This is a genomic window from Arcicella aquatica (assembly GCF_034928825.1).
Classification (GTDB): Bacteria; Bacteroidota; Bacteroidia; order Cytophagales; family Spirosomataceae; genus Arcicella; species Arcicella aquatica.
Genome location: NZ_JAYFUL010000017.1, coordinates 61,294 through 73,848 on the forward strand (window position 1 = coordinate 61,294; position 12,555 = coordinate 73,848).

The 12,555-nt window shown below is 36.2% G+C and carries 8 protein-coding genes; 4 read left to right on the forward strand and 4 right to left on the reverse strand.

The genetic code is table 11. The features are described from left to right. Positions 1-19 precede the first annotated feature (19 nt). On the reverse strand, positions 20-1,003 hold the full coding sequence (moaA, locus tag VB264_RS11890) for a GTP 3',8-cyclase MoaA (RefSeq protein WP_323249698.1): 984 nt from the start codon (positions 1,001-1,003) through the stop codon (positions 20-22). 139 nt (positions 1,004-1,142) lie between these two features. Here moaA and VB264_RS11895 point away from each other — a divergent pair, with 139 nt between their 5' ends. After that, positions 1,143-1,385: a MoaD/ThiS family protein gene (locus VB264_RS11895; protein WP_323249616.1), complete on the forward strand. Its 243-nt coding sequence runs from the start codon at positions 1,143-1,145 to the stop codon at positions 1,383-1,385. Positions 1,386-1,437: 52 nt separating this feature from the next. Here the strand turns inward: VB264_RS11895 and VB264_RS11900 are convergent, their stop codons facing one another. After that, the gene (locus VB264_RS11900) at positions 1,438-1,977 is read right to left on the reverse strand and encodes a hypothetical protein (protein ID WP_323249617.1); all 540 of its coding nucleotides are present in this window, start codon (positions 1,975-1,977) and stop codon (positions 1,438-1,440) included. A 754-nt stretch (positions 1,978-2,731) separates the two neighbouring features. Here VB264_RS11900 and VB264_RS11905 point away from each other — a divergent pair. Then, a complete protein-coding gene (locus VB264_RS11905; protein WP_323249619.1) occupies positions 2,732-5,116 on the forward strand; it encodes a S9 family peptidase in 2,385 nt (794 codons plus the stop codon). Between the two features lie 168 nt (positions 5,117-5,284). Here the strand turns inward: VB264_RS11905 and VB264_RS11910 are convergent, their stop codons facing one another. Beyond that, a complete protein-coding gene (locus tag VB264_RS11910) occupies positions 5,285-6,019 on the reverse strand; it encodes an NUDIX hydrolase (RefSeq protein WP_323249621.1) in 735 nt (244 codons plus the stop codon). Between the two features lie 103 nt (positions 6,020-6,122). On the opposite strand from VB264_RS11910, the gene VB264_RS11915 reads away from it, so the two are divergent. Both VB264_RS11915 and VB264_RS11920 read left to right on the forward strand, forming a co-directional pair. After that, entirely contained in the window at positions 6,123-7,766 is a 1,644-nt protein-coding gene (locus tag VB264_RS11915) for a carboxylesterase/lipase family protein (protein ID WP_323249623.1), read from the forward strand. Between the two features lie 517 nt (positions 7,767-8,283). Then, positions 8,284-10,176 (forward strand): amidophosphoribosyltransferase, encoded by a 1,893-nt coding sequence (locus VB264_RS11920; protein ID WP_323249625.1) that lies wholly within the window; start codon positions 8,284-8,286, stop codon positions 10,174-10,176. Between the two features lie 271 nt (positions 10,177-10,447). Here the strand turns inward: VB264_RS11920 and recG are convergent, their stop codons facing one another. Then, positions 10,448-12,544 (reverse strand): ATP-dependent DNA helicase RecG, encoded by a 2,097-nt coding sequence (gene recG / locus VB264_RS11925; protein ID WP_323249626.1) that lies wholly within the window; start codon positions 12,542-12,544, stop codon positions 10,448-10,450. Between the last annotated feature and the right edge of the window lie 11 nt (positions 12,545-12,555).

Here is a 12,555-nt window from a genome sequence, read left to right on the forward strand (position 1 = left end):
CGGAAAAGGATTTTTCGGTTTATCCACCAATAGTAGTCATTGATTCAGTAATGATACTTTTGCGATTGCGTTCGGCCTCAAAACCATCTTTAGGGCGATTGCTAAAAACATGGATAAAAGTATCTTTGAGGTCTGTATCAGAAATGCCATTTCTTAGTAAATCTCTGATATTCAATACACCATCATCGTAAAGGCAAGTTTTCAACTCGCCCGTTGCGGTTAAGCGAATGCGGTTGCAAGTGCCACAAAAGGTACGTGAAAATGCCGCAATAATTCCGATATTACCTTGATGATTCGGAATTTGATAATTGTATGAGGTTGAGTTGGGAGCATCAACCAATTTTTGTAAATCAGGATATTCGCTTCTGATTTCTTCTAAGATACGGGTAGCATTCCAATGAAGTTTTGGATAGTGGGCACCCTCGCCATTAAAAGGCATTTCTTCAATGAAACGAATTGAAACGTTATTATCTTTCGTCAACGCTGTTAGTGGAATAATGTCTTGAGTATTTTGCCCGTCCATTACTACAGCATTTACTTTTACTTCAAAACCAGCGTCTAATAATTGAAAAAGCGTTTCATATACTTTGTCGAATTCATCTCTGCGGGCAATTTCAAAAAAACGTTTTTTATCTAAAGTATCCAAACTCAAATTGATAGAACGAACCCCTATTTCTTTCATTTGGCGAATGTACTGTCCCGTAAGAATACCATTCGTAGTAATATTAAGTTCAGTAATGCCTTCAATTTCAGAAAGCATATACATAAAATCAATCATATTGTGGCGAACAAAAGGCTCGCCCCCTGTGATGCGTACTTTTGAAACGCCTAATTCAGATAACACAGAAACAGTTCGATGCATTTCTTCATAAGTCATCAATTTTGATTTATGAAGATACTTCACACCTACTTCAGGCATGCAATAAAAGCAACGCAAATTACACCGGTCAGTTACGGCCAAACGCAAATACGTAATTGGCCTACCGTGATTATCGTAAATCAAGGTTTGGTTGGGTTGCTTTTTGTTTTGAGTGATCATTCCGTAAATTCGTCTCTTTGTTGAACAAATTTAAGTAAATAACCTTAGCGAATATAAAAACATTCAATTGTTATAGGATAAAAGGTAATATTTAGCCAATAATATGAAGTACAGTATAAATCTTTTTGGTATTACTAAAGAAATAATTGGTAATACATTGATTGAAATAGAAATGGAAGAGTCTATTAAAGTAGCGCAACTACTGGAAAAGCTAAAAGACGATTATCCAAAGCTGAGGGCGATAAAATCGCTATTGGTTGCTGTAAACAGCGAGTATGCAGAGCAGGATTTGATCTTGAATTTCAGAGACGAAATAGCATTGATTCCGCCTGTAAGCGGAGGGTAATAAAACAGCCTTTGATTTTGCAATTATATTGAAAATCAAAGGCTGTTTTAGTTTAAATACCATTAGAAGACTTTATGGTAGCATTCAAATTTTTGATTCTTCTTTCGTAACGATTAATAATTTCACGTTTCTGACTAGCGTGAAGTCTACGCTCTTTCATTATTTTGCTAGATAATAGTTGAATATTTTTATCTTGCTTTTTGATGTAAGTATTTAGGGTACTTACTTGCGTTTCATAGCCTTCAATTTTTTTCTGCGTTTCTACTTTATAAGCCTTAAACTCTTCAACTTTTAAATCTACGTCTTTAAACATATTTACCATTTTTAAAGAATCTTGCTTATAATTGTTTCTGATATTGCCTATTTCAACAAAATAAGAGCGATATCTTTTCTCTTGGGCAAGCAACTCATCAGAAAGTGTTAATGTTCTAGACCGTAAATCTCTTACTTCAACTTGTGAGCGTTTAAAGTTTTCATTTAGTCTGCTTTTTGATCCGTCAAGTTCTTTGTACTTTTTACTACTAACACAAGAAGATTGACTTAAAATAAGGGCAATCATAACTACAGAGGCCGGAATAATACTTGTTTTCATGTGTTTTAAAATTGATGGCGAATTTCAGGTTAAAAACAATTTTTTTAGTTTAAATAGCAATGGTACATAAATGCATCCATTTTTAATATGAATGAAACATGGTAAATGGCTATTCAATTTTTTAAACGAATTTGTTTAGCCTTAAAATGCTTACTTAGACAAATAAACTTTTGTGAAGTTTATTTTGTATTGAAAATTAAATAGATACCGTATTAAATGATACTTAAAATATCTAATCTATGAATAAATCAAAATTAGTATTAAGCAATGGCTAGTAATGAATGGGAAAAAATGATATATGCAAAATAAGGAAAATATAATTTATTCAACAAATATTTTACATAAAAACAATCACTAATCATCAAAAACTGCACTTTTCAAAAAAGTAAAATGTTTAATCGCAGAAGCAAAATATTCATTAAATAGGCGTGTTTATGAATTATCAAATGTTAATTTGATGATTCATGTTTTAAAATTGTTACATATTTACAATACTCCTTCAGAGTATAATCAATGACGAATATGAACATACGACGTATAATTACAACGTATGATGGATGCGGTCATGTCTTTTTTTTTCTAAAAACATACTAATATTATTTATTCATGGAATTTTGATGAAGATGCTATTTTAAAGCATTGTAAGCTTTGATAAAGAAAATAAAATTTTATTTGTACATTCATGGATTAACCTAATAACTAATAAGTGAGTTGTTTTTAATAAACTTTACACTTTTCAACACTTTGTGACGATATGGATATTTGTGAAAATGAGGGCTACAAAATGCCACCAAAAGTTATTGCAGATTTAGTGACTGCAAACGTTACACCCAGTGTAAGTGTTGATTCAAAAGGAGAATGGATGGCGTTGCTTCAACGTTCGGCTCAGCCATCGATAGAACAATTAGCCCAACCTGAACTTAAATTAGCAGGACTAAGAATTAATCCTACCAATAATGGGCCAAGCAGAACAGCTTATTTTGTGAGTATCAAATTAAGGAAAGTGCTAGGGACAGACGAGGTCATGATTAAAGGATTGCCTGAAAAACCATTATTAAGCTATGCAAGCTGGTCGCCAGATGATTCTAAGATAGCTTTTTGTAATTCAACACCTGATAAAATAGAGCTTTGGGTGCTTGATATTTCCACGGCAACGGCTAGAAAAGTCTCTGATTTAGGAATGAATGCTGTCTTTGGGCATCCGTACGTCTGGTTATCTGATGGCAAATCTTTGATTGCCAAAACTGTTGATCCAAATCGTGGAAATCCTCCGCAGAAAAACGCAATACCTACAGGACCTACCATTGTTGAAAATTTAGGGAAGACCAATCCGAGCAGGACCTATCAGGATTTACTTAAAAATGAAAGCGACGAAAAGCTTTTTGAGTTTTACGCTACGTCTGTGATCGTGAAGATAAACCTTGGAGGAGAAACCGAAACAATCATTAAAGCAAACATTATTCGGACGGCCAGTACTTCACCAAACGGGAAATATATTTTGGTGAAAACTATTCATCGACCTTTTTCTTATCTTGTTCCTTACAACCGTTTCCCTCAAAAAATAGAAATTTTTGGGATAGACGGTGTATTGGTAAAAACTTTGGTAGATAACCCGCTGATAGAAAACGTTCCGATTTTATTTGATGCCGTTCAGAAAGAGCCTCGTGGATTCAACTGGCGAGCCGACGTACCAGCTACCATATATTGGATTGAAGCCCAAGATGGTGGCGACCCTAAAAATGAAGTAGCTATTCGGGATAAAGTTTTTGCCTTATCTGCCCCCTTTACGGGGAATTATAGTACAATTGCTGAAACGAATTATCGCTATGCGGGCATTATTTGGGCTAATGAAACATTAGCCTTGATGGAAGAATATTGGCATAAAACCAGAAGAGTAATTACAAAAATTATTGACCCCAGCGGACAACAAGAAGCCCAAATTTTATTCGATCGTTCTTCTGAAGATAAATATAATGAGCCGGGTAATCCATCTACGAAAAAAAACCAGTATGGTAAATTGGTGATGGATGTACAAAAGGACAATACCGTATTTATGACAGGCGACGGAGCATCTGCGGAGGGAGATAGACCTTTTGTGGATATTTTAAACTTGACTACTAAGGAAACGACTCGGTTGTGGCGTTCAGAAGCACCATTTTATGAAAGACCCATTGCTATTCTGGATAATGACAAACAAATTGTGCTGACTGTGCGAGAGTCCAAGCAAGATAATCCCAATTATTTTGTCAGAGATTTGCTTAATAAAAATATCACACAGCTTACTTTTTTCCCGCATCCCTATCCAGCATTAAAAGGAATAGCCAAACAAGTATTAAAATACAAGCGACCAGATGGAGTAGAGCTTACGGCTAATCTTTATTTACCAGCCGATTATCAAAAAGAACAAGGAGCCTTGCCTTGTTTGTTAGAGGCTTACCCCTTAGAATTTAAGGATAAAAGCAATGCTGGGCAAATTTCAGGTTCGCCTTATGAATTTACCTCTATTTATTGGGGTTCACCAATCTTTTGGGTAACCCAAGGCTTTGCTATTTTAGAAGGAGCTTCGATTCCGATTGTGGGTGAAGGAAATGTAGAACCCAACGATACTTATCTGGAACAATTAGTCGCAGGTGCAAAAGCAGCTATTGACGAAGGGGTTAGGTTAGGAGTAGTGGATTCAAATAGGGTAGGTGTAATGGGGCATTCCTATGGGGCTTTCATGGTGGCTAATTTATTATCACATAGTGATTTGTTCAAAGCTGGCATTGCTAGGAGCGGGGCATATAATAGAACATTGACTCCCTTTGGCTTTCAAGGAGAAGAACGTTCGATTTGGCAAACCCCTGAAACCTATCACAAAATGTCGCCATTTAATTATGCCGATAAAATGAAAACGCCTTTGCTATTGATACATGGCGAAGCAGATAACAATATGGGAACTTTCCCGATGCAGTCAGAACGATATTATAATGCCTTGAAAGGACTAGGGGCTACGGTGCGTTATGTTCAATTGCCTTATGAAAGCCACGGATACCAAGCCAAAGAATCTATTTTACACATGCTTTGGGAAATGAATACTTGGTTGACTACTTATGTGAAGGAAGGAATAACTAGCAACTTACTACTTGAAATCAAGTAGTTTATTTGAGTATAAAACTAGTAGCGGTAACCCTTGCGGTTACCGTTTTTTGTTATCGTCCTTTTGTAAACGGTAACCGCAAGGGTTACCGCTACTAGTAATTTCTAATATAATATTAAATAGCAATAAAGTCTGTTTCTTAGTATAGTACTTTTAACGAATAAAACCTTATTTAATAAAACTATATAGAAAAGGAGCTTTGTGAGCCTTGCCTAAAAATTGTTTTTCGTGCCTTTTTAAAATATCCAAACCCAATATTTGTCGTTGGAAAGTAGTTCTACGAATCTTTTCTCCTAAAATCGCTTCATAAACCTGCTGGTATTGTTTCATAGTAAACTTTTCGGGTAATAAATTAGCCCCAACCAATTTTTTATTGATGTTGTCGCGAAGCGTCTGCAAGGCTTTCTGTACCATTTCATCGTGGTCTAGCATCAGAGGAGGCAATTCATTGACGGGATACCATTCGCACCTATCCGATAATGTATCTGGTTGTGGGTTTACTTCATTAAAATTGATTAAGGCATAATATCCCACCGAAATGAAACGCTCTAAAAGCCAATGCTCTTCGCCCGAGTTTAAATGTCCATTATTTAACATTATCTGTTCTATGGTTGCTGGAACAAACCTTTCTAAAGAACCAAAAGTATGAAACTGTTCGAGATAAATATTTTCTAAACCCGTTCTGTCGTGCAAACCTCTTCTTACAGCATCGTTTAAGCTTTCGTGTTCTTTGACAAATCCTCCGGGCAATGCAAACAGTTTGGTATTGTGATACTCTAAAATAAGAATCTTCAAAGTCTCTCCGTCAAACCCAAAAATGACTGAATCGTAGGCAATATGAGGCAAAAAGCCTGATTCTTTTGCGGTGTTTGCATACTTTTTATGAATAGCCCTTTTTGTCATTTTTAAAAAATAATAAGATTTAATTGTATTTTTCTGTAAATCATTTTATTATTGTCACAAAATGAGACAATAAGTTCAATCTTTCGTAAAACTAACAAATAAAATGAAATTTAGCATCAGACTGTTATGCTTACTCTGTGTATTAATGAATCTAAACATTACTGCTCAATCGCTCAAAAACGGATATGTATTGCCAATTCAAGCCAAAACGGTAAATGGCATTGTGGAAGGTGAATTTGATGTTCGTACCAATACCCATAGTTTCAAGGGTATTCCATTTGCTCAGCCTCCTGTTGGTGATTTAAGGTGGAAAGAACCGCAACCTGTAAAAAACTGGACAGGCGTTTTAGAAACCAAACAGTTTGGCTCTAAAGCCGTACAACCAGCTATTTTTGGAGATATGGGTTTTAGAAGTAATGGCATGAGTGAAGATTGTTTATACTTAAACGTGTGGACACCTAAAGTAAGCAGTCAAGAAAAATTGCCAGTGTTAGTGTATTTCTATGGCGGAGGTTTTATTGCAGGCGATGGCTCTGAACCAAGGTATGATGGCGAAAGTATGTCGAAAAAAGGAATCGTTACCGTTACTTTAAATTATAGATTGGGTATTTTTAGCTTTTTTGCTCATCCAGAATTAACAAAAGAGTCTCCTCATAAAGCATCAGGTAATTATGGTTACTTAGACCAAAATGCAGCCTTGAAATGGGTAAAAGCTAATATTGCTAATTTTGGCGGTGACCCTAACAAAATTACGATAGCAGGCGAGTCGGCAGGGTCAGTTTCAGTAAGTGCCCAAGTAATCTCACCTTTATCTAAAGGTCTAATTGCTGGTGCCATTGGCGAAAGCGGTGGATTAGTTTTTCCTACACTTGCAGCTACTACTTTGCAAGATGGTGAAAAAACAGGTGTTGGCTTTGCACAAAAAGCAGGAGCAAATTCTTTGAAAGAATTGCGTGCGATGACTACTTATGAAATTTATCAGAAAATGATGGAATTTGGAGTATGGAATTTTAAATCAACAGTTGATGGATATTTCTTACCAAAAACATTACCTGAGATTTATGCGAGTAAAGAACACGCCAATGTACCTTTATTACTTGGCTGGAATTCGGAAGAAATGAACTATAAGGCTTTAACAAAAGGCAAAGAAGCCACTACAGAAGTTTATACCAATACAGTAAAAGAATTGTACGGAGACAAAGCACAGGAAGTGTTGAAATTATACCCTGTAGGTACAGCCGAAGAAACAGAACAGTCGGCAACGGCATTGGCTGGCGACCGCTTTATTGCTTACTCTACTTGGAAATGGTTTGACGAACACCGCAAAAATAGCACACAGCCAGTATATCGTTATTTTTATGCACATCCTAGACCTGACATGAAAGCGCAAGACCTTGAGGCTGCCTTGGCTGGGGGAGTAGTAAAGAGAGATAAGAATGCACCGAAACCAGCAAAGCCGAAAGGTGCTGTTCACTCAGCAGAGATTGAGTACGCGATGGGCAACTTAGCAGGCAATACTACGTACGATTGGAACGAAGACGATTATAAAGTGTCGCAAACGATGCAAAATTACTTTGCTAACTTTATCAAAACGGGTAACCCGAACGGAGCAGGTTTAGAAAATTGGCCAGTGGCTAAAGACGAGGCTAATCCAGATGTAATGATTATTAAAGTACAATCAAAGGCCATCAAAACGCCAAATGATAATCGTTATTTATTTTTAGACAAAGAGTATCAGAAGAAGTAAATAGTAAAAATTTAAGAGACTGTCTTAATAAGCAATATTATCCATCTAAATGAAATTTGGAAGTATTACTATTAAGACAGTCTTTTTCAATAAAAGTCTAAAGTTTAAAGTCTAGAGTCTAGAGTCCTAAATTCTAGTATCTTTAATCTAGCATCCTTTAGTCCTAAATCTTCAAGTCCTAAATTCTAGTGTCTTTAAGTCTAGTGTCCTAAAGTCCTAAATCCTCCAGTCCTATAGTCTTAACAGATAAACGCTAATATTTTAACTAAATCTAAGAATAGTTACAATTTTGAAAATGATTGTAAAAAATAGTGTTAATGAGTCCTTAAAATTTGCTTTTTTCAAAGTTATATCTGTAATTTTGCTTACAGAAAAATAACCCATCTTTAATTTTTTTTTAATCTGAGATTTATTGCGAATTCTTACCAAAACCATTTGACATTTAATACATTGGTTTAGGGAACTTTATTTTCCAAAAAATAAGTTCTAATAATTCAAAAAAAATATAATTAAAGTCATGTCTGACGCAATTAAACACGAGTGCGGGATAGCGCTAATCCGTCTTCGGAAAGACTATCAGTATTATATCAACAAATACAACACGCCATTGTACGGTTTGAATAAATTGTATTTGATGATGGAAAAACAAGTAAACCGTGGACAAGACGGTGCAGGAGTTGCTAACATCAAGATTGATGTTCCTCCGGGTCACCGTTATATCAGTCGCTATCGTTCTGTAGAACAAAATGCTGTACCTGATATTTTTGGAAAGATTTACAAGAAATTCCGAAAGGCTCTGAAGGACAACAAAGACAAAGCTAAAGATGCTCATTGGATTCAAGAGAATGTGGCTTTTTCAGGCGAGGTATTTTTAGGACACCTTCGTTATGGAACACACGGACAGAACGAAATAGAGAACTGCCATCCGATGCTGAGACAAAGTAACTGGCGAAGCAGAAATTTAGTAATGGCTGGAAACTTTAACATGACAAATGTTGAAGAGTTATTCGATAAACTGGTTTCGTTAGGACAGCATCCAAAAGAAAAAGTAGATACAGTAACGGTAATGGAGAAAATCGGACATTTTTTGGACGAAGAAAACCAACGCCAATTCGAGTATTTTAAAAGTGAATATCATAATCCAGAATTATCGGATGTTATTCAGGATAATATAGATTTACAAAGGGTTCTACAACGTTCTTGTCGTGATTTTGATGGCGGATACGCCATGTGTGGAATGACTGGATACGGTGCAGCTTTTGTAGCCCGTGACCCCGCAGGAATCAGACCAGCATTTTATTATGCCGACGACGAAGTAGTGGTAGTAGCTTCAGAAAAACAAGCGATTAAAACTAGCTTCAATTGTAATTATGACGATATTAAAGAAGTGCAACCAGGACACGCTTTAATTATCAATAAAAATGGAGATTATTCCGAAAAACAATTCATCGATCCCATCGAAAGAAAATCTTGTAGTTTCGAACGCATTTATTTCTCAAGAGCTTCAGATCCAGATATTTATGCAGAACGTAAGCAATTAGGACGTTTAGTGATTCCTCAGGTACTCCAAGAGGTAAACTTCGACCTAAAGAATACGGTATTCTCGTACATTCCTAATACTGCCGAAACAGCCTTTTTGGGAATGATTGAAGGTTTGGAAGACTATCTTGCTAAGGAACGTAAAAAGGCTATCATGGAAGGTGTTTTGTTTGAAAAAGACCTTGAAGATTTGCTCACTTTCCGTCCAAGGGTTGAAAAATTGATTTCTAAAGACGTTAAGCTAAGAACATTCATTACCAACGATGCCGACCGTAATGACATGGTAGCTCATGTATATGATACTACTTTTGAGGTAATCAAGAAAGGCGTTGATAATGTAGTGTTGATTGATGACTCTATTGTTCGTGGAACTACCTTAGAGCGTTCTATCGTGAGGTTGTTAGATAAACTAGGCCCTAAGAAAATCGTTATTGTTTCTTCGGCACCACAAATTCGTTATCCTGATTGCTATGGTATAGATATGTCGCGTATGAAAGAATTTGTAGCTTTCCGTGCGGCTTATCAGTTACTGATTGAAAGAAATATGGACGATGTGCTAGAAGATACACTAGGACGTTGTTTAACAGCAATAGAATTAGGAACTGCTCATAAAGAGAACTTTGTAAAAGCTATTTATGAACCGTTTACAACAGAAGAGATTTCAGATAAAATTGCTGAGTTAGTAAAACCAAAAGACTTGAAAGCTGAATTAGCAATTGTTTATCAAACAGTTGATAGTTTAAACAAGGCTTGTCCGAATGATACAGGAGACTGGTACTTTACAGGTAATTATCCAACACCAGGAGGAAACAAAGTAGTAAATACTGCTTTTGTAAACTTTATGAAGGGTGTTGAGATGAGAGCTTACTAGTAGAGCTGCGATATAAAAATAATAACCATGAGTCATTCCAAATTTCCTTTGATATAATGAGTTATTAGAGTTTTTGAATTTATTACCGTCTTGTCCTTACTTTTCTTTCCTTGATGAAAGAAAAGTAACAAAAGAAAATCAAGAATTCCTAAACTCGCTTCGCTCAAACAGTAGGAATTCGGTGTTCATCAATCATAAAAAAGTGGTCAAAATTAGTTTTTTGACCACTTTTTTATGATTTTAAATTCTGAACAACTCTATTTACTTATCATTAACTAATCCTAGCCCAGTTGCTAGCATTTGCTTTTTGCTGTTCTATTTGTTCTTTAACCATCGCATTTTGGGGTAGGTCTAAGTCATGGTCTTCTTCCAAGATGGCTGTAGCACATTCTCTGGCTACCCTTAATATTTCGCCATCTTTAGCTAGGTCTGCAATGAGTAAATCTATTACGCCGCTTTGTTGCGTCCCTGATAAATCCCCTGGCCCACGTAATTGTAAATCTACATCAGCAATTTCAAAACCATCCGTTGTTCGTACCATGGTTTCTAAACGGATACGGGTGTCTTTAGAAAGCTTTACGTCCGTCATCAAAATACAATAACTTTGTTCTGCTCCACGTCCTACTCGCCCACGCAATTGGTGTAGCTGTGATAGCCCAAAACGTTCGGCACTTTCAATGACCATGATAGAAGCATTCGGCACATTTACGCCAACTTCAATCACGGTAGTTGCTACCATAATTTGCGTTTCTTTTTTGATAAAGCGTTGCATCTCAAAATCTTTATCTGCTGGCTTCATTTTTCCATGAACTATGCTAATATGGTATTCTGGGAAGGCTCTTACTATGCTTTCATAGCCATCAGCCAAGTATTTGTAATCTAATTTTTCAGATTCCTCAATTAATGGATACACCACATATACTTGACGCCCTTTTTTGATTTCATCACGCATAAAACCAAATACATTTAAGCGGTGCGAATCGTAACGATGAACAGTTTTGATAGGCTTTCGACCTTTAGGTAATTCATCAATGATAGAAACATCTAAATCTCCATACAGCGTCATGGCCAAAGTTCGAGGAATAGGAGTGGCCGTCATTACCAGAATATGAGGGTGAATAACTGAGTTTTTCTCCCAAAGTTTGGCTCTTTGTGCTACACCAAAACGATGTTGTTCATCAATAACTACAAAACCTAAGTTTTGAAACTGTACAATATCTTCCAAAATGGCATGTGTTCCCACGAGGATACTCAACGAACCATCCAAAAGCCCTTCATGAATCCCAACCCGCGCTTTTTTACGAACCGACCCTGTCAATTTATCAATTTTAATGCCTAATGAATCTGCAAAATCTTTTAAGCCTTGATAATGCTGGTCTGCTAAAATTTCGGTAGGGGCAATAATACATGCCTGACAGCCATTGCTTATTGCCAAAAGCATACAAATGAAAGCAACAATGGTTTTGCCAGAACCTACATCACCTTGCAAAAGCCTGTTCATTTGTTTGCCCGATTTCATATCTTCAAAAATCTCTTTGATTACCCGTTTCTGGGCATTGGTTAAATCAAAAGGAAGATGATTTTTATAAAATTCTGTTACTAAAGTAGTACTCTTAAAAACTTGTCCTTTATAATCAGTCCTTCTATTCAGCTTTTGTTTGATAAGTCTGAGTTGATTATAGAAAAGTTCTTCAAACTTCAACCTGCGTCTAGCTTGATGCAACCAAGCTTCTGACATCGGCAAATGGATATTATAAACAGCATCTTTCTTTTCTATCAAACGAAATTTTTGTCTGATATTTTCAGGTAGTGTTTCTCGAATTTGTGAATAAGAAATATCTAATAAATTGCGTTGCATCATCGCAATTACTTTAGAATCAATGTAGCGTTTTTTTAGTTTTTCGGTTAAACCATATACTGGCTGAAAATATCCTCCTTTTTCATTGGCTGGGTTAAGCAATTCCATTTCGGGATGTTGCATTTGTGGGCGACCTTGAAAGAAAGCAGGTTTGCCATAAATAACATACTCTGAACTAGGTCTTAACTTTTTTTCTAAAAAACTTACTCCCTGAAACCACGTTAATTCCATCGTACCCGTTCCATCAGAGAATTGGGCAGTAAGACGAGCCTTATGACCTTCGCCCATTTTTTCCATAAAATGTAGCCTTCCTTTTATTTGTGCTACCTCCATTCCCTCATATAAGTCGGCTATTGTATGGAATTTAGTACGGTCTTCATACCTGAAAGGATAGTATTGAATTAAGTCGGCATAGGTGAAAATTTGCAATTCAGTATTGAGTAGTAGTGCTCTTGCAGCACCTACACCCTTGAGAATTTCTATACGGGTATCGAAAAAATTGTTTTGCATAATTTTGCTCT

What these genes read in the sequence shown, in the direction of transcription:
- VB264_RS11895 (WP_323249616.1), top strand. Translation starts at nt 1,143, where the DNA reads ATGAAGTACAGTATAAATCTTTTTGGTATTACTAAAGAAATAATTGGT.
- VB264_RS11900 (WP_323249617.1), bottom strand. Translation starts at nt 1,977, where the DNA reads ATGAAAACAAGTATTATTCCGGCCTCTGTAGTTATGATTGCCCTTATT.
- VB264_RS11905 (WP_323249619.1), top strand. Translation starts at nt 2,732, where the DNA reads ATGGATATTTGTGAAAATGAGGGCTACAAAATGCCACCAAAAGTTATT.
- VB264_RS11910 (WP_323249621.1), bottom strand. Translation starts at nt 6,019, where the DNA reads ATGACAAAAAGGGCTATTCATAAAAAGTATGCAAACACCGCAAAAGAA.
- VB264_RS11915 (WP_323249623.1), top strand. Translation starts at nt 6,123, where the DNA reads ATGAAATTTAGCATCAGACTGTTATGCTTACTCTGTGTATTAATGAAT.
- VB264_RS11920 (WP_323249625.1), top strand. Translation starts at nt 8,284, where the DNA reads ATGTCTGACGCAATTAAACACGAGTGCGGGATAGCGCTAATCCGTCTT.
- recG (WP_323249626.1), bottom strand. Translation starts at nt 12,544, where the DNA reads ATGCAAAACAATTTTTTCGATACCCGTATAGAAATTCTCAAGGGTGTA.